This is a genomic window from Clostridium sp. (assembly GCF_026168755.1).
Taxonomy (GTDB): domain Bacteria; phylum Bacillota; class Clostridia; order Clostridiales; family Clostridiaceae; genus Clostridium.
The window spans coordinates 13,368-36,600 of the sequence record NZ_JAPFDR010000012.1; the positions used below are offsets into that span (position 1 = coordinate 13,368).

Below are 23,233 nucleotides of genomic sequence, written 5' to 3' on the forward strand. Positions count from 1 at the left end.
TTAGGAGTGATAATATGAATTTTCCAACTAGTTTTCCAGCACAACATCAAGATAAACATCCAGGATTTGAGAATGTAATGAATCCAACACCTATTTATTATGATGAAAAGTATATTAAAAAAGGTGATTTGTTAAAAGATAAGGTTGCAATAATAACAGGCGGAGATAGTGGTATCGGAAGAGCTGTATCTGTGGCCTATGCTTACCAAGGAGCAGATATTGTTATTATATATTATGATGAGTTAAAAGATGCAGAAGATACTCAAAAGCTTATTGAATCAGTAGGAAGAAAGTGTAGACTTATTCAAGGGGATATAGCAGATGGTAAGTTTTGTACTGAGGCTATAGAATCAGTAATTAAGGAATATGGGAAAATAGATATTTTAGTAAATAATGCTGCAGTTCAGTATGAGTGTAAAGATTTTAAGGAAATCACAGATATGCAGTTTGATAAAACAATGAAAACTAATATTTATGGAACTTTCTATATGACTAGAGCTGCATTAAAATATATGAAATCAGGAGGTTGTATAATAAATACTGCATCAGTTACTGCATATGCAGGTAATGAAAAATTAATAGATTATTCTATGACTAAAGGTGCAATAGTATCATTAACAAGATCATTATCAACATCCTTAGCTAAAAAGAAAAGTGGAATAAGAGTTAATGCAGTTGCACCTGGACCAATATGGACACCTTTAATTCCATCAAGTTTTCAAGCTACAGAAATTCCACAGTTTGGGGCAAATACACCTATGGCAAGAGCAGGACAGCCAGTTGAATGTGCAGGAGCATATGTATTTTTAGCTTCAGAAGCAGCATCATATATTACTGGTCAAACTATTCATATAAATGGAGGAGAAATAGTAAATAGTTAAATTTTTATAAGCTATTAAGTTATTGACTAAATAACTTAATAGCTTAATTTTTGTTAAATAAAAAAGTCTAATTAAAAAATATTGTTAAAATAATGACAATAAACTCTTAAATTGTGATTATAATCACAGTTAGCTAAAACTTTTAGTGATACAATTAATCTGAAATAATACTGAATATAGAGTTTATTAAAATTTTGAATTGGAGATGAAAGTAGTATGAAGAAGATTCAATCAACTTGTAACTTATGTGCTTTAGCATGTAATATAGATTTTTACGTAGAAAATGGTAAAATAGCTAAAGTTTCGCCAACTGTTGACTATCCTGTAAACAAAGGATTTTGTTGTATAAAAGGATTAAGTTTAGATAAGCAACAAACTAAAATTGAAGCAAGAAAAAGACCTCTTTTAAGAGATGAAAATGGAGAAATGAAAGAGGTTGCATGGGATGAGGCTTTTAAAACATTTGCTAAAAAAATGACAAGCATTCAAGAAAAGTACGGTAAAGAAAGTGTTGCTTTCATTAGTACAGGGCAAATGCCAACAGAAGATATGGCTTTACTTGGACATGTAGGTAGAAACTATATGGGGATTAATGGTGATGGTAACACAAGATTATGTATGGCTACATCAGTAGTTGCACATAAACAAAGTTTTGGATTTGATGCACCACCATATACATTAAATGATGCAGAACTTTCAGATACAATAATTTTAATTGGAGCAAATCCGGTTATAGCTCATCCAGTATTTTGGGGACGTATTAGAGAAAATAAAGAAGCAAAAATAATAACAATAGATCCAAGAAAATCAGAAACAGCTATGAATTCAGATATTTGGATAGATATTAAACCAAAGGCTGACTTAATATTAATGTATACTTTAGCTAATGTATTAATAGAAAAGGGATATATTGATGTTAATTACATAGAAAATCATACAGAAGGATATGAAGACTTTAAGAATCATGTTGCTAAATTTACTTTAGATAAAGTTGAAGATGAAACTGGAATAAGTGCAGAAAGAGTGGTAGAACTTGCAGAAATAATTCATGCAGGAGAAAGAGTTTCATTCTGGTGGACAATGGGAGTTAACCAAGGTTACCAAGCTGTTAGAACTGCTCAATCTATAATTAACTTAGCATTAATAACAGGAAATATTGGAAGACCAGGTACAGGAGCAAACTCATTAACAGGACAATGTAATGCTATGGGATCAAGAGCGTTTAGTAATACAGCAGGATTATTTGGTGGTGGAGATTTTGATAATCCAGTACGTAGAAAAGCTGTAGCGGAAGCTCTAGGTGTAGATGAAAGTGCACTTGCTACAAAGCCAACAATTCCTTACAATGCTATAATTGAAAAAGCTATTGCAGGTGAAATTAAAGGATTATGGGTAATTTGTACAAACCCTAGACATTCATGGGCAAATAATGAAGAATTCGAAAAATGCGTTAAGAACTTAGATTTCTTTGTTGTTCAAGATATATATGAAGATACTGATAGTGCTAAACTTTGTGATTTATACTTACCTTCAGTACCAGCACTTAAAAAAGAAGGGGTATTAATTAATACTGAAAGAAGATTATCAAAGGTTAATCCTGTAATTGCTAAAGAAGAAGGGGAATTATCAGATTTCGAAATATTCTATAACATAGGTAAAGAGCTTGGAATGGGAGAGTTATTAAATGGATGGGAAACTCCAAGATCTACATTTGAATTATTAAAGAAATGTTCTAAAGGAATGCCTTGTGACATTACAGGTGTAACTTATGAAATGTTAGAAGGACCAAACATGGAAGGTTCAAGGGGAGTTCAATGGCCATTTAGAGCTGGAGAAACTTTAGTTGAAGATGAAAGAAGATTATATGAAGATGGAAACTATTATACTCCATCAAAGAAGGCTAAATTCCATTTTGAAGATATAGCTGAAAATCCAACACAAACAAGTGAAGAATTCCCTTACATATTTAATTCTGGAAGAGGAACAGTTGGTCAATGGCATACAGGAGTTAGATCAAGAGAAATTCCTGAATCAGAAAAAATTTATTCAAAGGAATCTTATGCATTTATGAATCCAGAATTAGCAGCAGAATTAAATATAGTTCATAATGAAAGAGTTAGTATAGCATCTCAAAATGGAGTAACTAAGGATTTCACTATAAAAATATCTAATCAGGTTAAGAAAAATCATTTATATGCGCCAATTCATTATATTGAAACAAATGCACTTACTCCTTCAGTTTATGATCCATACTCAAAGGAGCCATCATTTAAAACAGTTGCAGTAAATATCATTAAAAAGTAAAGGGTGACTAAAGATGAAAAGAATTAAAATAGATAGAGATAAATGTGTAGGCTGTTTAACTTGTACAACAGCATGTATTGTAGCTCATAACTCCGAAGATACAAGAAGTAGAATAACAATAGATAGTTCTGGAAAGTATGCACCTATTTTCTGTAGACACTGTGATAGACCAGAATGTGTTTATACTTGTATGACAGGTGCAATGAGCAAAGATAAAGAAACAGGATTAGTTACATATAACAAAGAGCATTGCGCTAGCTGTTATATGTGTATAATGGCATGTCCTTATGGTGTTTTAAAAGCTGATAGCAGAATGCATAAGGAAATAATGAAATGTGATGCTTGTAAAGAGCATGGAACTGCACAATGTGTAGCTAAATGTCCAATGGGAGCAATTACTTTAGAGGAGGTAACAGAATAATGAGATATGTAGTTATAGGAGCCTCTGCAGCAGGTATTAGTGGAGCTAAAACTTTAAGAGAATTAGATAAAGATGCTGAAATAGTATTAGTATCAAAGGATGAAAATGTATATTCAAGATGTATACTTCATCATTATATTTCAAATCATAGAGATGTTGATGCATTAAACTTTACAAGCAAGAATTTTTTTGAAGAGAATAAGATAACTTGGATGAAAGGTTTAGAAGTTAAAGGCGTTAATGATAAAGAACAAACTTTAGAATTATCAAATGGTGAAACTTTAAGTTACGATAAATTATTAGTCTGTAGCGGTGCATCTGCATTTATACCACCAGTTCCAGGTCTTAGGGAAGGTAATAATGTAGTTGGATTAAGAAATTTATATGATGCTGTATTAATAAAAGAGCAAGCTAAGAAAGTTAAAAATGTAGTAGTTTTAGGAGCTGGGCTTGTTGGAATAGATGCAGTTAGTGGACTACTTGGACAAGGATTAAATATATCTTTAGTTGAAATGAGTAATAAAATACTTCCATTACAATTAGATAAACATGCATCAGATGTTTATGAAAATAAATTTACTGAAGAAGGTGTTTCTTTAAAACTTGATGTTAAGGCTGAAAAATTACTTTTAGATGAAAATAATAATCTTGGAAGCAAAAATACAATGAACTTTGTAGGAGTAGCTACAATGTCTCTTGGTATGGTAGAACCAGCTGATGAAACTTATATAGTTGAAACTCAAGTTGAAGGAGATAACTATAAGAAGATAATTCATAAAGATGGAAAAATTTATGGAGCTATAATTCAAGGTGACTTATCTTATGCTGGAGTTTTAACTCAACTTATAAAGGAAAATATTGATGTTTCTAAAGTAACAAAGAGTTTATTTGATATAGATTATGCAGATTTCTTTAATATAAAAAAGAATTTTGAGTTTAGCTATAAGTAAGATTCTAAATCTTCGATTTAGAATCTTACTCAGCGACTGAAAGGAGTCGAGTTTCCTTTAAAATAAACTAAAAAAAGTTAGAGGAAGAAGGGTAATTTAAAGAGTTATTTTAAATAATCTCTTCTTCGCTAACTAGTTATGTTAAAAGAAACTATTTACAAAACTAATAAAAGTATATATAATGCAAACTAAAAATATAATATAAGGGATGAAATTAATGTCCAAAGTAGTTAATATAGTTGGATCAAGTTCTAATGTTGGAAAAACTTATTTACTTGAAGGATTAATAAAAGAACTAAAACTTAGAGGTTATAGTATAGCAACTATAAAGCATGATGTTCATGGATTTGATATAGATAAAAAGGGAAAAGATACATATAAACATAGAGAAGCAGGTTCAGAAACAGTAATAATTTCTTCTAAAAATAGGTTTGCAATGATAAAAGAATTAGAGGAAGAAACTGAACTTAATGATATTATTAAAATGGTGCAAGATAAAGATATTATTTTAATAGAGGGATATAAAAAAAGTAATTTAAGAAAAATAGAAGTATTTAGAGAAGGAGTAAGTGAAAAAATAATAACTCCTAAGAATAAGTTAATTGCAATTGCAAGTGATACTAATTTAGATATTAATGATATAATTATAGTAGATAAAGAAAATTATAAAAAACTTGCAGATTTAATTGAAAAAGAAAGAGAGTTTGATTTTGAAAATTATCAATAAAATATTTTCTAGAGCTAAGTATCCTAAGGAGTATTCTATGGAGCTTAAGCCGGAATTTATATAATTCAAGGGTGATATTTGAAAAGATATTATCTCCACGTTTTGGGAAGGAAAATAAGTTGATTTAAATATATTTAATTATTTACTAGTTAATTTAAGACCTAATTTTTAGGTTTTTATATTTAAAATAGGCTTATTACTCATACCTAAAATATGAAGTAATAAGTCTATTTTTTAGTTAAGGGGTGAATAAATGAAGTCATTTATATCGTTAGAAGAAGCAATAAATATATTAAATGATAATGTAGAACATTTAGATGTTGAAGAAGTTAATTTAATTGATGGAATAAAAAGAGTTTTAGCAACAGATATTTATTCTACAATTGATAATCCGCCTTTTGATAAATCAGCTATGGATGGATATGCGGTAATAGCTGATGATAGTAAATTAAAAGATAAGGTTAAAGTAATAGATAAAGTTTTTGCAGGTAGTTTATGTGAGAGTATAGTTACTTCAAAAACATCAGTAAGAATAATGACAGGAGCACCAATACCAAGTGGAGCCAATGCTGTAATAAAACAAGAAGATGTTACTTTAAGTGATGATAATTACATTATTTTAAACAAGAGTGTTAAAGAAAATGAAAATATTTGTTTTACAGGAGAAGATATAAAAAAAGGCTCGTTATTAGTTAAAAAAGGAAAAAAATTAGATTATGCTGATATAGGAATTATTGCTAGTGCAGGTATAGAAAAAATTAAAGTTTATAAGTTACCTAAAATTGCTTTAATAAGTACTGGAGATGAGGTAATAGATATAAATGATACTCTTACGTCAGGAAAAATATTTAATAGTAATAAATATAGTATAATTTCTAGAATTAAGGAGCTAGGATACGACATTAAATATACAACTCATGTAAAAGATAGTGAGAGTAATATAGAAGAGTATATAAAGAAGTTTTCCAATGATATGGATTTAATAATAACAACAGGAGGAGTTTCTGTTGGAGAAAAGGATTTATTAAATAAATCAATTGATAATATTAATGGTGAAAAACTGTTTTGGAAGGTTAAAATTAAACCTGGATCAGCTGTACTTTGTAGTAAAATAAATAATGCATTAGTTGTTAGCTTATCAGGAAATCCAACAGCTGCATTAACTGCATTTGAGCTTTTTGTAAAAACATCATTAGAAAAAATGTGTGGATATTATAAATTGGAAGTGAAAAGAGAAAAGGCAATATTATGCGATAATTTTAGTAAAAAAAGTCCACAAAGAAGATTTATTAGAGCAAGAGCTATTATTGAAGAAGGAAAACAAATGGTATATATAACACAGATTAAGAGTGGAAATGGAATACTAAGCTCTAATTTAAATTCAAATTGTATGATAGAAGTTCAAGGTGAAAATGATGGGCTTAAGGCAGGAGAAATAGTAGATATCATAAAGTTTTAAGGAGAAGGCAATTATGATAAATAAAACTTTAGCTATTTTAGCTGGTGGAAAAAGTAGTAGAATGAATTATAATAATAAAGCATTATTGAATTATAAAGAGAAGAAATTTATAGAGCATATAATTGAAGCTGGTAAAGACTATAAAGAAATAATAATAATTTCAAATAATTTGGAAGAATATAAAGGGTTTAATTTGAGAATAGTTGAAGATATATATAAGGGTAATGGTCCATTGAGTGGAATACATTCAGCCCTTATTAATTCAACTACAGATAAAGTTTTATGTATTGCTTGTGACATGCCGTTAATTACTAAAGATACATTAAATATTATAGGAAATTATGATAGAGAATATGATGTATTAGTACCGAGAGTTAATGAAAGGTTGCAGCCATTATGCGGTATATATTCTAAAAATATAATTCCTAAACTTGAGGAAGCAATAAAAGAAAATAATAATAAGCTTCAATTATTAATAAAATCATTTGATTTAAAAGTAATTGAAGGTGATGATAGAAGTAAATTTATAGAGAAGGATTTTTCTAATATAAATACTGAAAAGGAATATAGAGAATTGGAGGAATTGTAATGTATACAGTTGGAATAATTACAAGTAGTGATAAAGGATATGCTGGTGAAAGAGAAGATAAAAGTGGGGAATTAGTAAAAAAATTAGTTGAAGATGCAGGATTTACTGTAGTAAAACAAATTATATTACCTGATGACAGAGAGATGCTTGCTAATGAGTTTAAAGTAATGTGTGATGAAGTTAAAGTTAATTTAGTATTAAGTACTGGGGGAACAGGGTTTTCTAAAAGAGATATTACTCCAGAAGCTACAAAAGATGTAATTGAGAGAGAAGCACCAGGAATATGTGAAGCAATAAGAATGTATAGTATGCAAATTACTAAAAGAGCTATGCTTTCAAGAGCTGTATCAGGCATAAGAAAGGATACTTTAATAGTTAATTTACCAGGAAGTCCTAAAGCTTGTAAAGAGGCTTTAGATTATGTATTAGATGATATTAAGCATGGAATTGATATATTATTAGGAACTTCAAAGGAATGTGCTAGAAAGTAAAAAGGAGGTATGAGCAATGAAAATGATAAAGGTTGAAGATGCTGTAGGAAGTATACTGTCTCATGATGTAACTCAAATAATTCCAGGAGAGTTTAAGGGGAGATTGTTTAAAAAAGGTCATATAATTAAAGCGGAAGATATTGAAAAGCTATTATCAATAGGAAAAGAACATGTATATGTTTGGGAACCTGTTGAGGGGCAACTTCATGAAAATGATGCGGCAACAAGAATTTCAAATTTAGTTGTTGGAGATGGAATCAAACTTTCAGATGAAATTAAAGAGGGAAAGGTTGATTTTTTCGCTGATATAGATGGAGTTTTAAAAATAGATAAGGCTAATTTATTTAAACTAAATTCACTTGGAGAAATTATAGTATCTACATTACATAATAATACTCCTATAAAAAAAGGTGAAAAAATTGGAGCTACAAGAGTTATTCCATTAATTATAGATGAAGAAAAAATTATAACTGCTGAGAATTTAATTCAAGAAAAAATAATAAGTGTAGCGGAAATAAAGCCTAAGAAATGTCTTTTAATAACTACAGGGAATGAAGTTTATAAGGGTAGAATTAAAGATGCATTTTTACCAGTTATAAAGCAAAAGTTAGGGTATTATGGTAGTGAAGTTGTAAGACAAGTGATATTACCAGATGAAAAAGAAAGAATAATTGAGGAAATTCAAAAAGGGCTATCAGAAGGTGTAGATATGGTTATATGTACAGGGGGAATGTCAGTAGACCCAGATGATGTAACTCCAACAGCCATAAAAGAATGTGGTGGAGAACTTGTAACTTATGGATCACCAGTGCTTCCAGGTGCTATGTTCTTACTAGCTTATCATGGAAATACTCCAATATTAGGGGTTCCAAGTTGTGCAATGTATTCAAAGAGAACAGTTTTGGATTTAGTATTGCCAAGAGTATTAAGTGATGAAAGATTATCAGCAGATGATATAGCTGAATATGGACATGGTGGATTATGTTTAGATTGCAATGTATGTACTTTTCCACATTGTTCATTTGGTAAATAATTTTAGAAAGCAGGATGAATTTTATGGATAATAAATTAACTCATTTTGATAATAGTGGAAATGCAAGAATGGTTGATGTTTCAGAGAAAAAAGAAACTGCCAGGGTTGCAATTGCAGTTTCAAAAATTAGAGTAAGTAAAGAAACCTTAGAACTTATTGAAGCTGGTAAAATTGGAAAAGGAGATGTATTAGGAGTTGCTAGAGTTGCTGGAATAATGGCTAGTAAACAAACATCAAATTTAATTCCAATGTGCCATCCTTTAATGATAACAAGCTGTAATGTAGATTTTGATATAAATAAGGAGGAAAATTATATAGAAATAACTGCTACAGTTAAAATAGTTGATAAAACAGGAGTTGAAATGGAAGCTTTAACAGCTGCTATGGTTGCTGCATTAACTATTTATGATATGTGTAAAGCTGTAGATAAAAGAATGGTTATAGAAGGAACTCATTTGCTTAAAAAAACAGGAGGAAAAAGTGGGGAGTTTAACTTTTAAATTACTCATAAAATAATATGAAGGATAAATTTGGAAGAGAAATAGATTATTTGAGGGTATCAGTAACTGATAAGTGCAATTTAAGATGTATTTATTGTATGGATGAAAAAGATAATACTTTCTTAAAAAATGATGAGAAGTTAACTGATGATGAAATATATAGAGTAGTAAAAGAAAGTTCTGAATTGGGTATAAAAAAAGTTAGAATAACAGGAGGAGAACCTCTGGTAAGACCTGATTTAGTTAAGCTTGTAAGTAAAATAAATAATATTCCAGGTATTGAAGAAATTTATTTAACTACTAATGGGATTTTACTTGCTGATATGATAGATGAATTAGTTTTGAATGGCCTTAAAGGAGTTAATATTAGTTTAGACTCATTAAAAGAAGAAAGATTTAATAAATTAACTAGGTTAGGAAAATTAAATAAAGTTTTAGAAGCAATAGATAAGTCAATAGCTTTAGGAGTAAAAGTTAAGTTAAATACTGTTATTGTAAATGATATAAATAAAGATGAAATAATAGATTTTGTTAATTTAACAAAAGAAAAAAATATAGATGTCAGATTTATAGAGCTTATGCCTATAGGAATTGCTATAAATTATAAAGGCGCAACTAATGAAGAGGTATTACAAGTTATATCTGAAAATTATTCTGACTACGAAGAGGTAGTAAGAAGTAAAAGTGGTGGACCTGCATCATATATTAAATTAAAAGATGCTAAAGGAAAGATTGGATTTATAAGTGCTATAAGTAATTGTTTTTGTGAAGAGTGTAATAGAATTAGATTAACTCCTGAAGGTTTTTTAAAGCAATGTTTGCATTTTGATTATGGAGTAGATTTAAAGGGTAAACTTAGAACAGGAATAAGTGATGAAGAGTTAAGAAAATTAATTTATGAGAATATTTATCATAAGCCAGAAAAACATTTATTTTTAGAGAAAAGTGATCATAAAGAGATAAAATTTATGAATCAAATTGGAGGATAGTAAAGTGGGAAAAGTTATAGCTATATGTATAAGTAAACATAAAGGAACATTAAAAAATGAAGTTTCAGAAGCAAATTTTATAGAAGAGTTTGGAATAGAAGGAGATGCACATGCTGGAAAGTGGCATAGACAAGTTAGTCTTTTAGCTCTAGAAAAAATTGAAGATTTTAGAAATAAAGGTGGTAATGTTGATTTTGGAGCTTTTGGAGAAAATTTAGTTATTGAAGGATTTGAATTAAATAAGTTACCAGTAGGTCAAAGATTAACTATTGGAGAAGATATTTTATTAGAAGTTACTCAAATTGGTAAGGAGTGTCATGATAAATGTGCAATTTATTATCAAGTTGGTGAATGTATAATGCCAAAGAATGGTATATTTACAAGAGTATTAAAAGGTGGAAAAGTAAAAGTTGGAGATGAAGTTATTTTAGTTAAGAATAATAAAAGAATATTAAGTTTATAATATTAAGAGATGTAAAAATACATCTCCTTTTTTCTTTCAACAAAATAACACATATGTCTTAAAAATAAATGTTAAGGAAAAGAGAAAAAGATTTAGAAAAAATAATTTAAAAATTAACAATATTGTGATATAAATCACATACTAAATTAAAAAAAATATATATAATCTAATTTGTTCAAAAGAGTTTAAGTAAATTAGTCAATTTTCAAGTGAAAAAATTAACAAATAATTAAGCTCAATGAAAATTTATAAAGTATATATTGAACTTATTTTATTATTATTTTAGGAGGAAATATGAATAATAAAACGTTTTTACAAAAGATTGAAAATCTACCTGTTCCAATTTTACCAACAATGGTAGGTGCCTTAACTTTATCAACTATTTACTCTAATATGGGATATACTTGGGTAAGACATATTACTTCATGGATAGCGGTTATAGTATTACTATCATATATAATTAAAATGATGGTATATCCTAAGACTTGTCTAAAGGAATATTCTAATACAGTACCAGCATCTCTTTATGCAGGATTTACAATGATAACTATGATTTTAGGTAGTTATTTTTATAATGCAAGTCCTGTATTTGGTAAAACACTATGGTTTACAGGATTAATTTTACATGCAATTCATATTTTAATATTTACATATAGAAATGTTGTAAAAGGTGTTAATATGCAAACTTTTGTTCCAAGTTGGTTTGTTACTTATAATGGAATTATGGTTTCAACCGTTGTTGGAGGAGTAATGAACGAGCCTGCAATATGCAAGATAGTTGTGTACTATGGTATTGCTGTATTTACAATTATAATACCATTTATGCTTTATAGATTATTAAAACACGAATTAAAAGAGCCTATGTATCATACTCAAGCAATTTTACTTGCGCCATCAAGTCTTTGCTTGGTAAGTTATTTAAATTTTATTCAAGCACCAAATAAACTTATAGTATATTATTTATATTTTGCAGTAATTTGTGCATTAATATTTATAATAATTAAATTACCAACATTCTTCTCATTTATATTCCATCCTGGATTTGCAGGATTAACATTCCCTATGGCTATAGGAACAGTTGCATCAAGTAAAATGTCTGCATATTTAATAGGTCAAGGTTATGAAACCTTTGGTAATGTTATTAATCAAATATCAGGAATACAAATATATCTTACAACAGGTATAATATCAGTAGTGTTATTTAAATTCTTTATGATGTTATTAGATAGTTATAAAAATAACTAATAAAAAACTTCTAGGAAAATTATCCTAGAAGTTTTTTATTACTCTTTAAAATCATTGTGAAAATAAATTAATTTTAATTAATAATGTTTTGTAGGTTTATCAATTTCAAAAGGAGTATTTTCATTAGCTTTATTTTTAACTTTTTCTGCATAGTCTTTGCAACTAGGATCAGATTCTGTATGATTCTTATTCATAAATATCACCTCTTTAAATATTATGTTTATATTTTTTACTATAAGAAGATAAAGTATGTTTGAAAAATAAAGGTATAAGTAGAAATAAAAAGTTTAATAAAAAAATTATAGTAATACATACTAATAATATATTGACTTATAAAGAAATTTTTTTATAATATAAGCATACTCCCCTATGGGGTGGTAATTATGGAGGCAATTATGGAAGAAAGAAAAAAAGCAATTCAAAATCTTAAAATAGCAAAAGGGCAAATTGAGGGAATAATAAAAATGATTGAAGATGAAAGATATTGTATAGATATATCTAATCAAATAATAGCTGTTCAATCATTATTAAAAAAATCTAATATACAAATTTTAAGAAGACATTTAGATCATTGTGTAAAGGATGCAATTTTAAATAGTAATGGAGATGAGAAAATAGATGAAATTATAAATCTATTTGAAAAAATTTCAAAATAACTAAATTGTTCGTTACGTGTAAGTGAAAAAATGAAATATTTATTTTCCAGGAAACGTGAAATTTTCACCTAGAATTTATATAACTCCTGGAGGTTATATCATTAATATTTCGCCTCCACGTGACGAACAATATTATTAGTTTAGGCGTATCTTAAGAGGTGTCTGTATTTGTTGATTACGAAATTATGAGCGTCAATCCAATAATCTAGCAAATCAGGTCTGTATAATAGTACATTTTTTAAAAAAGTATCAAATAAATTTTGCTTTAAAAGTATTTTAACTATATTCTTTGGATAAGGAGTAACTTTTGTATAGGGTTTTCTAGGATCAATGACCATTACTTTTTGATTTTTATCTATAAATATATGAGCATTTCTAATATTAATTCGTTTAAATTTTAATCTTTTTAAATCCTCTATTAATTCAATTAATTCTATAGAAAGTGAGTATGATAATCCATTAGCTTTAAGATATTCAGATAAATTATCCCCTTGTACATATTCTCTAACTACTATATTACTAATTCTAATAATTACATTAGGAAAAAAACGACTATCTTTAACATTGTCAAGAATAGCTACTTCCTTTTTCGCAGCTTTTATTGTATTAAAGCGTTTTAAAGCGAATCCTTCTGGTGTTAAATAGACACTACCTTCAGCTCCATATCCAAGAAGAACACAATCATTCAATTCTATAAGGTTATTCATAAAATCACTTAAGTTATTGCTTATAATATTATAGTATATGCAGCACAAGTAAAATTTCTCATATAATAAAAATCTAATTAGAATATTAGAAAAAATTTAATTTTTTTAGATTATAGATAAAATATGGACAGGTATACTTAGAAAAGTGAACTGAAAAAGGTAGTGAATTTCTTGTTAAGATATCTAATGTTAGGAGTGGAAATGAAAAGGAAAAGGATAATAAAGTAATTGATGTTGAGAATAAACCATTGCTACAAAAAATTCATATAGAGTTTTTAGATATATGAATTATATTAAAAGAGTAAATATAAAAAGGACTGCGAAGAGCAGTCCTTTTTATGTATAATTATCTAATAACATAGAAATATAAAAGAACAATTATACCTAATATAATTCTATACCAACCAAAAACTTTAAAATCATTATTTTTGATATAAGACATTAAGAATTTAATAGCAAGTATTGATACGATAAATGCTACAATCATACCTACTAATAGTATTGTTAATTCGCTTCCTGTCATTACAAATCCAGTTTGTAGTCCAAATTTAACAAGTTTTAAAGCACTAGCTCCAAACATAACAGGAATTGCAAGGAAGAAAGTGAATTCAGCTGCTACAGTTCTAGATACACCAATTAATAGTGCTCCAACTATAGTTGCACCTGAACGAGATGTTCCAGGGAAAACGGCAGCGATAAGTTGGAAAAGGCCTATCATAATTGCAACTGTATAAGTTATTTCAGCTAAACTATTAATCTTAGGTTTTTTACCTTTATTATAGTTTTCTATAACTATAAATAAAATACCAAATAAGATTAGCATTACAGCAACTGTTGTAGGATTGTAGAATAATGCATTAAGTTGATCATCAAATAAAAGTCCAATAACAGCAGCAGGAACACATGCAATTACTATTTTAACCCACATTATTAATGTATCTTTTTCTATTTTAATTCCGTTATCATATTTAAAAGGAAATATTTTATTCCAATATAATAAAATAACTGCAAAAATTGCACCAAGTTGTATAACAACTAAGAACATATCCATAAATTCTTTAGAAACATTTAGTTTTAAGAATTCATCAACTAAAATCATATGACCAGTACTACTGATAGGAAGCCATTCTGTAATACCTTCGACAATACCAAGAATTATGGCTTTAATAATTTCTAAAAATTCCATCAAATTACCTCCATTATAAATATATTTAATTTAATCACTTTTCCATTATATAAAATATCAACAATTTATTAAAGGAAAAATAGTAAAATACCATAAATTTTAATAAAAATAAACAGTAAATTATTAGTAATGTGTATATAAAATTCAATCAGTGTATATACATTAGTAACGTTATAGGGTAAAATTATTAATATATGAAGAAGTGAAAAATGGAGGAATGTTTATGAAGAAATTATTAGTAGTAATTGATTATCAAAATGATTTTGTTAGTGGTTCTTTAGGATTTAAAAAAGCTGAAGAATTAGAAGATTGTATATATAATAAAGTTAAAAAGTACTTAAATGAAGGATATAATGTAGTTTTTACATATGATACTCATACAGAAGAATATTTAAATACAAGAGAGGGAAAAAATTTACCGGTATCTCATTGTGTAATAAATACTGAAGGTCATGAATTATATGGAAAGTTAAAAGAGTTTAAAGAAGATTCAAATACTATTCATATAAATAAATATTCTTTTGGAATTTCTCCCCAAGATATGATTAAATTAGTTGAGAGAATAGGAGAAGACATAGGGTATATTGAAATAGTTGGTGTTGTAACTAACATATGTGTAATAAGTAATGTAGTAACATTCCAATCACAATATATAAATGCAGATATTTCAGTAGATGCATCTCTATGTGCTAGCTTTGATGAAGATTTACATAAAAAAGCTTTAGATGTAATTGAATCATTACAAGTTAAGGTAATAAATAGAGATATTTAAAATAGTAGTAGCTTATAATTAATTAAAAAGTAATATAAAAAAGAATGTCTGATCGACATTCTTTTTTGGTTGCGGGGATAGGACTTGAACCTATGACCTTTGGGTTATGAGCCCAACGAGCTACCAGCTGCTCCACCCCGCGATATTAAATATTTTATAATTATATTATTAGTATAAACCTTAAATTTTATACAGTCAATATTAAAATACAAAAAAAGGAAAAAACTCTTTTGTTAAATATACATAATATTTTTTATTTTTTAAATACTATTAAAGAGTGAAAAATTTATTTGGTAAAAACTTAAAACATAATATAATTTAAGCAATTAATGAAAGAGAGGGAAAACTATGAGAAAAATGAAGACCATGGATGGAAATACTGCTGCTGCTTATGTTTCATATGCATTTACAGAAGTAAGCTCAATCTATCCAATAACACCTTCATCTCCTATGGCAGAGCATGTAGATGAATGGATTGCGCAAGGAAAGAAAAATATTTTTGACCAAACAGTAAAAGTCGTAGAAATGCAATCGGAGGCTGGTGCAGCAGGAGCTCTTCATGGAATATTACAAAGTGGTGCATTGGGAACAACATATACAGCCTCACAAGGGTTATTATTGATGATACCTAACATGTATAAAATGGTTGGAGAAAGATTACCAGCAGTTATTCATGTTGCAGCAAGAGCGTTGGCAACATCTTCATTAAGTATTTTTGGTGATCATCAAGATGTTATGGCAGCAAGAGCAACAGGGTGTGCAATGCTATCAGAGGGGTCAGTGCAAGAGGTAATGGATTTGTCACCAGTAGCACATTTAACAGCTATTAAAGCAAGAATGCCTTTTGTTAATTTCTTTGATGGATTTAGAGTATCTCATGAAATTCAAAAGATAGAATTATTAGAATATGATGAATTAGGAAAGCTTATAGATTATGATGAACTTGATAATTTTAGAAAAAATGCATTAAATCCAAATCATCCAGTTACAAGAGGAACAGCTCAAAATCCAGATGTTTATTTTCAATTATGTGAATCTTTAAATAAATATTATGATGATATTCCTGCAATAGTTGAAGAATATATGAGTAAGATCACAGAATTAACAGGAAGAGAATATCATTGTTTTGATTATTATGGTGATCCTGATGCCGATAGAGTTATTGTATCTATGGGAGCTGTAAGTGAAGTCATAGAAGAAACTATAGATTACTTAAGAAATAAAGGAGAAAAGGTTGGACTAATTAAAGTTAGATTATATAGACCTTTTAGTATAGAAAGATTATTAAATACTATACCAAAGTCTGTTAAGAAAATAGCAGTTTTAGATAGAACTAAAGAGCCAGGATCAATTGGAGAACCTTTATATTTAGATGTACTAAGAGCTGTTAGTGAAATGGATAATGCACCTAAGGTAATTGGTGGTAGATATGGTCTAGGCTCTAAAGATCCATATCCTTCTGATATAATAGCAATATATGAAAATTTAAATAGTGAACATCCTAAGAATAGATTTACAATTGGAATAGAAGATGATGTAACTAATCTATCATTACAACCAAATAAAGAAATAGATGTAGCTATAGAAGGAATAACATCATGTAAATTTTGGGGACTTGGTTCTGATGGTACAGTAGGTGCAAATAAAAATGCTATAAAAATAATAGGTGATCATACTAATATGTATGCCCAAGGATATTTTGCATATGATTCTAAAAAGTCAGGTGGAATTACTATTTCACATTTAAGATTTGGAAATAACCCTATAAAATCCCATTATGAAATAGATAAAGCTGATTTTGTAGCATGCCATAATCAATCTTATGTATATTCTTATAATGTACTTGAAGGATTAAGAAAAAATGGGGTATTTGTATTAAATACTATTTGGAATGAACAGGAATTAAATGATAGATTACCTGCTGAAATGAAGAGATATATAGCTGAAAATAATATTAATTTTTATACAATTAATGCAGTTAAGATAGCACAAGAAATAGGGCTTGGTGGAAGAATTAATATGATAATGCAAGCAGCTTTCTTTAAACTTGCTAATATAATACCTGTGGATGAAGCTATTAAGTATTTAAAAGATGCTGTAGTAACATCTTATGGCAAAAAAGGTGAAAAAGTTGTAAATATGAACTATGCTGCAATTGATAAGGGACTTGAATCTGTTGTAAAAATAAATGTTCCTGATAATTGGAAAGATGCTAAAGATGATAAAGTGGAGGAAAATATATCTGTTCCAGACTTTGTTAGAGATATATGTATGCCTATAAATAAGCAACAAGGTAATAAGTTACCAGTTTCAGCCTTTGTAAACAATAATATTGAAGATGGAACATTCATGCATGGAACTACAGCATATGAAAAGAGGGGAATTGCAGTTAATGTACCAGAGTGGGTACCAGAAAATTGTATTCAATGTAATCAATGTTCATATGTATGTCCACATGCATGTATAAGACCTTTCTTATCAACTGAAGAAGAAGTGAATAATGCTCCAGAAGGTTTTAAGAAGTTGAAGGCAAATGGAGTTAAAAGTGAAAAACCATATTTCTATACAATAGGAGTAACTCCATTAGATTGTACAGGATGTTCAAATTGTGCAGAAGTTTGTCCAGCACCGGGAAAAGCATTGATAATGAAGCCATTTGATTCTCAACATGACCAAATAGAAGCCTGGAACTTTGCTGTAGAAGAAATTAAAAATAAAAAGAATCCTATGAATAAAAATACTGTTAAAGGTAGTCAATTTGAGCAACCACTTTTAGAATTCTCAGGAGCATGTGCAGGTTGTGGGGAAACTCCATATGCTAAATTAGTTACTCAATTATTTGGAGATAGAATGGTAATTGCTAATGCAACAGGATGTTCTTCTATTTGGGCATCTTCAGGTGCTTCAACTGCATATACAAAGAATCAAAATGGCCATGGACCAGCATGGGCTAACTCATTATTTGAAGATAATGCAGAGTATGGATTTGGAATGTTTATGGGGGTTAAAACAATAAGAGAAAGAATAGCTTCAAATATTAAGAAAGCATTAGATGAAAATTTATGTACTAGTGCAAAAGAAGCGATGGAAGAGTGGTTAAATAATAAGGATATAGGGAATGGTTCAAGAGAAAGAGCAGAAAAACTTGAAGATGCGTTACAAGGTTGTAGCGATGAAATTGCAAAGGAAATACTAAAAGACAAAGAGTTCTTTATTAAGAGATCACAATGGATATTTGGTGGAGATGGTTGGGCATATGATATTGGATATGGTGGATTAGATCATGTTCTTGCTAGTAATGAAGATGTCAATGTCCTTGTATTTGATACAGAAATTTATTCTAATACTGGAGGTCAATCATCTAAATCAACTCCAACTGCAGCAATTGCAAAATTTGCAGCATCAGGTAAGAGAACTAAGAAAAAAGATTTGGGAATGATGGCAATGAGCTATGGATATGTATATGTAGCTCAAGTATCTTTAGGAGCAGATAAGAATCAAACTATAAAAGCTATTGCAGAGGCAGAGGCATATAACGGACCATCATTAATAATTGCTTATGCACCATGTATTAGCCATGGAATTAAGAATGGTATGGCTAATACTCCTGATGAACAAAAGAAAGCAGTAGCTTGTGGATATTGGCATCTTTATAGATATAATCCAGATCTTAAAGGAGAAAAGAATCCATTTATTTTAGACTCTAAAGAGCCAAAAGCAGACTTTAAAGATTTCTTAATGGGAGAAGTTAGATATGCATCTTTAGCTAAAGTATTCCCAGAATTAGCAGAAGAGTTATTTGCTAAGACAGAGAAGGATGCTAAGGAAAGGTTAGAAAATTATAAGAAATTAGCACAAGATTAATAAAAGTATTTATTTAGTATTAAAGAGCTAGTTTTATAAACTAAGCTCTTTAATTTTTTTATTAAATTTATCATAAACAGTTTTTACTATGTAAGGTTCATTACAGTGGATATTAAGTTCATCAATTGGTATCCACTTAACTCCACTAGTTTCTTCTTCATTGATAATTAGTTCATCATATTCGTTTGCCTCTAAAAGATAAGCAATGGATAAGTGTAAATGAGAAGAGACATATTTATTATTTTTTATATGACCATTAACATTTAAAACATCTAATCCTAAAATTTCATTCATAACTGGGTTAACTTTTTTTAAACCAGTTTCTTCTTTAGCTTCTTTAATAGCTACATGAAGTAAGTTAGCATCACCATCAGCATGTCCACCAGTCCATGCCCAACTTTGATATATATTATGATAAATCATTAATACTTTACTTCGATCTTTATTAACAATATATCCCGAACTAGTTATATGAGCTATTGTATTTTCTCTAGTTAATATATTATCAAATTTGTTTATACATTCCATAATTAAAGCTTTATCTTTAATTTCTTGTTCATTATATGGAATATAATTTTTAATAGATTCAATCCAATTCATAATTCCAAACCTTTCTAAAACTTAAATATAATAAATATAATAACATAGATAGCGAAAAAATGAAGCACATTATTGGATTATAATAAATGTTGGTTTAGAATTAATATATAATATAATAATGGAGGGAAGTAGTTAAAATGGATAATAATACGAAATGGGTAAATGAGGTTAAAATAAATAGAACTTTGGAAGCTTTAAGAAAAAACAATATGGAAAGTTTTTTAATTAATACACATGAGGAATTGATTAATAAGATAGAAGAGTTAGTCGATGCAAATAGTAAGGTTAGCTTTGGTGGGTCAATGACACTATTGCAATAACTGAAGAAGGTGAATTGTATAATGTAGATGGCAATGGAAATAGAGTAGCTGCAATGCTTTATGGACCTGATAAGGTAATAGTTGTTGCAGGAGTAAATAAAATAGTAAAGGATATTAATGAAGCGATTTCTAGAATAGAGAATTTTGTAGCTCCAGCAAATGCAAAAAGATTAGATAAGAAAACGCCATGTACAGTTATAGGAAAGTGTATGAACTGTAGTAGTCCTGAACGAATTTGTCGTGAATATACAGTAATAAGAAAGCCTGTACCAAATAGAATCTTTGTATTATTACTTAATGATGACTATGGATATTAATTAAGTAGAAGGAAGAGAGTAACAAGAATAGTATCTTTTCTTCCTTCATTTTCAAAGCTTGTCTATAAGTTAATAATTATCATGGATACTCTAATATTTGTACAGTAACTTGTTTTCTTCCCCATGATATACACTCTTCGTGAGTATTAAGGTATACATCAATAATATTTCCCTTAATAGCACCACCAGTATCAGCAGCGATTGCAAGGCCATATCCTGATACATAAACTTTTGTACCAAGTGGAATTACATCAGAATCAACTGCAATGGTACTTATACCATCAGGATTTCTAACTGGTTTTAATCCAGAAGCTGTAATTCCATGACCGTAATAGGCAGTAGATTCCATAGTTAATGTTTTAATTACATTACCAATTTCAGTGCTAGTTGTTGGAACTGTAGGTGTATTAAGTTCTGATATTCTTGCCTCAGCGTTACTAATACCTTCTTTAGCCATGTTAATAGTTGTTGAACTATTTAACAATGGAATATAAGAATTTAAGGTATCAATAGCACTTTGCAATTCAGATACAGAATTAGTTGATGAGTTGGCAATAGATAAAGGTTTTGAAATTAAAGTTTTTTCATTTTCTTCTATAACTGCAAAAACTGCTTCTTTTTCTGCATTTAGTTTATCAGAATATTTTTCTTGTTCTTGTTTCTTTTCTTCAACTACTTTTAAGTCATTTTCTATAGTTGTTTGCAAAGTTTTTAATTCGTTATTTTTATTATTTAAAGTCTCTATATCTTCATTTAATGAATCTTTTTTTTCATTTATATTACTAAGAATTTCTTTATCAGTAGAAATTATTTTAGATATAGATTGAATTCTAGAAAATAACTCTGAAATACTAGTTGATGTTATAATACTAACTATCATATTTGAAGATATATTAGTCTTGTACATATTTCTTACTCTGTTATCTAGAATTATTTGAGCTTCTTCAATTTCCTCTTTTGTTTGTTCTAATTTAGCCTCTGTAGATTGAATTTGAGTTTCAATAGAATTAATAGCTTCTTTGTTTTCAGTAAGTTGAGAATTAATAGTAGCTATTTCAGTGTTTAATTCTTCTATCTTAGAGTCTAAATCTAAAATTTCACTATCAAGTTCTTTATATTTTGATAAATTTTCATTGATTGTATCTTGTGGTGTAGTAGCATATGTTGGAATAGTACCTAGAGAAGACAATAGTATTGACATTGCTAAAACACAAGATATATATTTTTTAAACAGAAACATTCACCTCCATGATAAAATTTAAAAGTATAATGTTTAATTATATATACTATAGATACTTTTGTATGTCAAATTTCTTGCATATTAATGTAATTTATGAGATATTATAATAATTTACATGTATATATAGTAAGTATAAATATATTATAACACAAACATTTGGGAAAAAATAGAAAGTGGCTTGAAACATAAAAAAAACTAATATAAAATTAAAAAAATGGTAATGATTTTTATTTTGGAGGTAAATGATGCAAAAAATATATTATGAAGATCAATATGTAAAAGAGTTTGTTGCTGAAATAACAGAGATAGCAAATAAAGAAAATTTATATTACGTAAAATTGGATAAAACAGCCTTTTTCCCAGGTGGGGGAGGTCAACATTGTGACTTAGGATATATAGATAATCATAAAGTTATTAATGTCATTGAAGAAAATGGAGAAATATATCATATAACAGAAACAAAGCCAATAAAAATACATAGAGTAAATTGTAAAGTTGATTGGAATAGAAGATTAGATGGTATGCAACAACATTTAGGGCAACACATTTTGTCAGGATGTTTTTTTTATTTATTTAATGCTAATACAGTAAGTGTTCATGTAGGTAAGGAAATTAGTACTGTAGACATTCAAGGTTATTTAGATGAGGAAACTATAAGAAAAGCAGAAAAGATGGCAAATGAAATAATACAAGAAAATATACAGGTTGAATTTTTAACACCATCTAAAAAGGAATTAAAAAAATTAAATTTAAGAAGAGATTTACCTAATACAGATGAACAAATAAGAATAGTTAAAATAGGAAATTTAGATATTAATGCATGTTGTGGAGTGCATCCTAGTAGAACATTAGATGTTCAAGCAATAAAAATTAAAAGATGGGAAAAACATAAGGGTGCTACAAGAATTGAATATCTAGCGGGAAAAAGAGCAATAGATGATTATTTTGAGAAAGATGAATTTAGAAACAGGATTTGTAGATTTTTAAATTGTGGTGAAGATGATGCAATAAATTCAATAAATAAGCTTTCAGATGATTTAAAAAAATTATTAGGTGAGAATAGACAAATTAAAACAGAAATTTCTGAATATCAAATTAAGGATATGATAAAAGAAGCAAAAGCAATGGGAAATATATATGTAGTAACCAAAATATATGATGGTGGAGATATAAAGTATATATCTAAAGTTGCAGAGAAAATTACATTAAATGATAATATGATTGTATTATTTGCAATAAAATCTGAAGATAAAGCAAACTTAATATTTGCAGCTTCTAAAAATATCAACAATATATCAATGAGTGATTTATTAAAAGATGCAATAAGCCTAATTGATGGTAGAGGTGGAGGAAGTAAGTTTATGGCACAAGGTGGCGGTAAAAACTCTAGCAATCTTCAAGGGGCAATGGATTATGCTTTACGTAAAGTAAGCATTATATAAAGGGTACTACTAAATATAAGAGTTTGTGATTATTAAGATAATGCATTAAATTTTTTACTGGTGAGAAGTAAATCAAG

Annotated in this window: 21 protein-coding genes, 1 tRNA gene, 1 pseudogene and 1 riboswitch; of the genes and pseudogenes, 18 read left to right on the forward strand and 5 right to left on the reverse strand. The window is 28.4% G+C overall.

Annotated features, from left to right (window positions below; all coding sequences use genetic code 11):
* Window positions 1-14 precede the first annotated feature (14 nt).
* From Q0Y03_RS06585 to Q0Y03_RS06650, 14 genes are all read left to right on the forward strand, one after another.
* Window positions 15-881, forward strand: a complete 867-nt coding sequence (locus Q0Y03_RS06585; RefSeq protein WP_297713056.1) for an SDR family oxidoreductase — start codon at window positions 15-17, stop codon at window positions 879-881.
* A gap of 216 nt (window positions 882-1,097) precedes the next feature.
* Window positions 1,098-3,185 carry a nitrate reductase gene (locus Q0Y03_RS06590; RefSeq protein ID WP_297713057.1) on the forward strand — a complete coding sequence of 696 codons (2,088 nt, stop codon included), beginning with the start codon at window positions 1,098-1,100 and terminating at the stop codon, window positions 3,183-3,185.
* Between the two features lie 13 nt (window positions 3,186-3,198).
* Window positions 3,199-3,606 (forward strand): 4Fe-4S dicluster domain-containing protein, encoded by a 408-nt coding sequence (locus tag Q0Y03_RS06595; protein WP_297713058.1) that lies wholly within the window; start codon window positions 3,199-3,201, stop codon window positions 3,604-3,606.
* A complete protein-coding gene (locus Q0Y03_RS06600) occupies window positions 3,606-4,556 on the forward strand; it encodes an FAD-dependent oxidoreductase (RefSeq protein ID WP_297713059.1) in 951 nt (316 codons plus the stop codon). Before Q0Y03_RS06595 ends, Q0Y03_RS06600 begins: the two co-directional genes overlap by 1 nt.
* Before the next feature lie 217 nt (window positions 4,557-4,773).
* Window positions 4,774-5,283: a molybdopterin-guanine dinucleotide biosynthesis protein B gene (gene mobB / locus Q0Y03_RS06605; protein ID WP_297713060.1), complete on the forward strand. Its 510-nt coding sequence runs from the start codon at window positions 4,774-4,776 to the stop codon at window positions 5,281-5,283.
* Window positions 5,278-5,412: riboswitch (molybdenum cofactor riboswitch) on the forward strand. (Overlaps the previous gene by 6 nt.)
* Window positions 5,413-5,536: 124 nt before the next feature.
* Window positions 5,537-6,742 carry a gephyrin-like molybdotransferase Glp gene (gene glp / locus Q0Y03_RS06610; RefSeq protein ID WP_297713061.1) on the forward strand — a complete coding sequence of 402 codons (1,206 nt, stop codon included), beginning with the start codon at window positions 5,537-5,539 and terminating at the stop codon, window positions 6,740-6,742.
* A 13-nt stretch (window positions 6,743-6,755) separates the two neighbouring features.
* Window positions 6,756-7,331, forward strand: coding sequence for a molybdenum cofactor guanylyltransferase (locus Q0Y03_RS06615; protein ID WP_297713062.1), 576 nt, complete (start codon window positions 6,756-6,758; stop codon window positions 7,329-7,331).
* Window positions 7,331-7,822: a MogA/MoaB family molybdenum cofactor biosynthesis protein gene (locus Q0Y03_RS06620; protein ID WP_297713063.1), complete on the forward strand. Its 492-nt coding sequence runs from the start codon at window positions 7,331-7,333 to the stop codon at window positions 7,820-7,822. Before Q0Y03_RS06615 ends, Q0Y03_RS06620 begins: the two co-directional genes overlap by 1 nt.
* Before the next feature lie 16 nt (window positions 7,823-7,838).
* Entirely contained in the window at window positions 7,839-8,855 is a 1,017-nt protein-coding gene (locus Q0Y03_RS06625; protein WP_297713064.1) for a molybdopterin-binding protein, read from the forward strand.
* 23 nt (window positions 8,856-8,878) lie between these two features.
* Window positions 8,879-9,355 (forward strand): cyclic pyranopterin monophosphate synthase MoaC, encoded by a 477-nt coding sequence (gene moaC / locus Q0Y03_RS06630; RefSeq protein ID WP_297713065.1) that lies wholly within the window; start codon window positions 8,879-8,881, stop codon window positions 9,353-9,355.
* A 17-nt stretch (window positions 9,356-9,372) separates the two neighbouring features.
* On the forward strand, window positions 9,373-10,344 hold the full coding sequence (gene moaA, locus Q0Y03_RS06635) for a GTP 3',8-cyclase MoaA (protein WP_297713066.1): 972 nt from the start codon (window positions 9,373-9,375) through the stop codon (window positions 10,342-10,344).
* A 4-nt stretch (window positions 10,345-10,348) separates the two neighbouring features.
* The gene (locus Q0Y03_RS06640) at window positions 10,349-10,807 is read left to right on the forward strand and encodes an MOSC domain-containing protein (RefSeq protein WP_297713067.1); all 459 of its coding nucleotides are present in this window, start codon (window positions 10,349-10,351) and stop codon (window positions 10,805-10,807) included.
* A gap of 294 nt (window positions 10,808-11,101) precedes the next feature.
* Entirely contained in the window at window positions 11,102-12,052 is a 951-nt protein-coding gene (locus Q0Y03_RS06645) for a TDT family transporter (RefSeq protein WP_297713068.1), read from the forward strand.
* A gap of 392 nt (window positions 12,053-12,444) precedes the next feature.
* Window positions 12,445-12,708: a metal-sensing transcriptional repressor gene (locus Q0Y03_RS06650; protein ID WP_297713113.1), complete on the forward strand. Its 264-nt coding sequence runs from the start codon at window positions 12,445-12,447 to the stop codon at window positions 12,706-12,708.
* A gap of 140 nt (window positions 12,709-12,848) precedes the next feature.
* Here the strand turns inward: Q0Y03_RS06650 and Q0Y03_RS06655 are convergent, their stop codons facing one another.
* Together Q0Y03_RS06655 and Q0Y03_RS06660 are read right to left on the reverse strand one after the other, a co-directional pair.
* Window positions 12,849-13,415, reverse strand: coding sequence for a serine/threonine protein kinase (locus tag Q0Y03_RS06655; RefSeq protein WP_297713114.1), 567 nt, complete (start codon window positions 13,413-13,415; stop codon window positions 12,849-12,851).
* 346 nt (window positions 13,416-13,761) lie between these two features.
* Entirely contained in the window at window positions 13,762-14,601 is an 840-nt protein-coding gene (locus tag Q0Y03_RS06660; RefSeq protein ID WP_297713069.1) for an undecaprenyl-diphosphate phosphatase, read from the reverse strand.
* A 223-nt stretch (window positions 14,602-14,824) separates the two neighbouring features.
* On the opposite strand from Q0Y03_RS06660, the gene Q0Y03_RS06665 reads away from it, so the two are divergent.
* Complete coding sequence (locus tag Q0Y03_RS06665; protein ID WP_297713070.1) at window positions 14,825-15,373, forward strand: isochorismatase family cysteine hydrolase; 549 nt, start codon at window positions 14,825-14,827, stop codon at window positions 15,371-15,373.
* Between the two features lie 66 nt (window positions 15,374-15,439).
* Here the strand turns inward: Q0Y03_RS06665 and Q0Y03_RS06670 are convergent.
* Window positions 15,440-15,515 (reverse strand) — tRNA-Met (locus Q0Y03_RS06670).
* Between the two features lie 206 nt (window positions 15,516-15,721).
* On the opposite strand from Q0Y03_RS06670, the gene nifJ reads away from it, so the two are divergent.
* Complete coding sequence (gene nifJ, locus Q0Y03_RS06675) at window positions 15,722-19,237, forward strand: pyruvate:ferredoxin (flavodoxin) oxidoreductase (RefSeq protein WP_297713071.1); 3,516 nt, start codon at window positions 15,722-15,724, stop codon at window positions 19,235-19,237.
* 33 nt (window positions 19,238-19,270) lie between these two features.
* Here the strand turns inward: nifJ and Q0Y03_RS06680 are convergent, their stop codons facing one another.
* Entirely contained in the window at window positions 19,271-19,837 is a 567-nt protein-coding gene (locus Q0Y03_RS06680; protein ID WP_297713072.1) for an NUDIX hydrolase, read from the reverse strand.
* Between the two features lie 137 nt (window positions 19,838-19,974).
* Here Q0Y03_RS06680 and Q0Y03_RS06685 point away from each other — a divergent pair.
* Window positions 19,975-20,474, forward strand: a pseudogene (locus tag Q0Y03_RS06685) (lactate utilization protein).
* Window positions 20,475-20,553: 79 nt separating this feature from the next.
* On the opposite strand, the gene Q0Y03_RS06690 reads toward Q0Y03_RS06685, so the two are convergent.
* The gene (locus Q0Y03_RS06690; RefSeq protein ID WP_297713073.1) at window positions 20,554-21,714 is read right to left on the reverse strand and encodes a 3D domain-containing protein; all 1,161 of its coding nucleotides are present in this window, start codon (window positions 21,712-21,714) and stop codon (window positions 20,554-20,556) included.
* Window positions 21,715-21,959: 245 nt separating this feature from the next.
* Between Q0Y03_RS06690 and Q0Y03_RS06695 the strand changes: the two genes are divergently transcribed.
* Window positions 21,960-23,156 carry a DHHA1 domain-containing protein gene (locus tag Q0Y03_RS06695; protein ID WP_297713074.1) on the forward strand — a complete coding sequence of 399 codons (1,197 nt, stop codon included), beginning with the start codon at window positions 21,960-21,962 and terminating at the stop codon, window positions 23,154-23,156.
* The last annotated feature ends 77 nt before the right edge of the window (window positions 23,157-23,233 follow it).

Coding starts and splice junctions, on each gene's coding strand:
- Q0Y03_RS06585 (WP_297713056.1), top strand. CDS start 15: ATGAATTTTCCAACTAGTTTTCCAGCACAACATCAAGATAAACATCCA.
- Q0Y03_RS06590 (WP_297713057.1), top strand. CDS start 1,098: ATGAAGAAGATTCAATCAACTTGTAACTTATGTGCTTTAGCATGTAAT.
- Q0Y03_RS06595 (WP_297713058.1), top strand. CDS start 3,199: ATGAAAAGAATTAAAATAGATAGAGATAAATGTGTAGGCTGTTTAACT.
- Q0Y03_RS06600 (WP_297713059.1), top strand. CDS start 3,606: ATGAGATATGTAGTTATAGGAGCCTCTGCAGCAGGTATTAGTGGAGCT.
- mobB (WP_297713060.1), top strand. CDS start 4,774: ATGTCCAAAGTAGTTAATATAGTTGGATCAAGTTCTAATGTTGGAAAA.
- glp (WP_297713061.1), top strand. CDS start 5,537: ATGAAGTCATTTATATCGTTAGAAGAAGCAATAAATATATTAAATGAT.
- Q0Y03_RS06615 (WP_297713062.1), top strand. CDS start 6,756: ATGATAAATAAAACTTTAGCTATTTTAGCTGGTGGAAAAAGTAGTAGA.
- Q0Y03_RS06620 (WP_297713063.1), top strand. CDS start 7,331: ATGTATACAGTTGGAATAATTACAAGTAGTGATAAAGGATATGCTGGT.
- Q0Y03_RS06625 (WP_297713064.1), top strand. CDS start 7,839: ATGAAAATGATAAAGGTTGAAGATGCTGTAGGAAGTATACTGTCTCAT.
- moaC (WP_297713065.1), top strand. CDS start 8,879: ATGGATAATAAATTAACTCATTTTGATAATAGTGGAAATGCAAGAATG.
- moaA (WP_297713066.1), top strand. CDS start 9,373: ATGAAGGATAAATTTGGAAGAGAAATAGATTATTTGAGGGTATCAGTA.
- Q0Y03_RS06645 (WP_297713068.1), top strand. CDS start 11,102: ATGAATAATAAAACGTTTTTACAAAAGATTGAAAATCTACCTGTTCCA.
- Q0Y03_RS06655 (WP_297713114.1), bottom strand. CDS start 13,415: ATGAATAACCTTATAGAATTGAATGATTGTGTTCTTCTTGGATATGGA.
- Q0Y03_RS06660 (WP_297713069.1), bottom strand. CDS start 14,601: ATGGAATTTTTAGAAATTATTAAAGCCATAATTCTTGGTATTGTCGAA.
- Q0Y03_RS06665 (WP_297713070.1), top strand. CDS start 14,825: ATGAAGAAATTATTAGTAGTAATTGATTATCAAAATGATTTTGTTAGT.
- nifJ (WP_297713071.1), top strand. CDS start 15,722: ATGAGAAAAATGAAGACCATGGATGGAAATACTGCTGCTGCTTATGTT.
- Q0Y03_RS06680 (WP_297713072.1), bottom strand. CDS start 19,837: ATGAATTGGATTGAATCTATTAAAAATTATATTCCATATAATGAACAA.
- Q0Y03_RS06690 (WP_297713073.1), bottom strand. CDS start 21,714: ATGTTTCTGTTTAAAAAATATATATCTTGTGTTTTAGCAATGTCAATA.
- Q0Y03_RS06695 (WP_297713074.1), top strand. CDS start 21,960: ATGCAAAAAATATATTATGAAGATCAATATGTAAAAGAGTTTGTTGCT.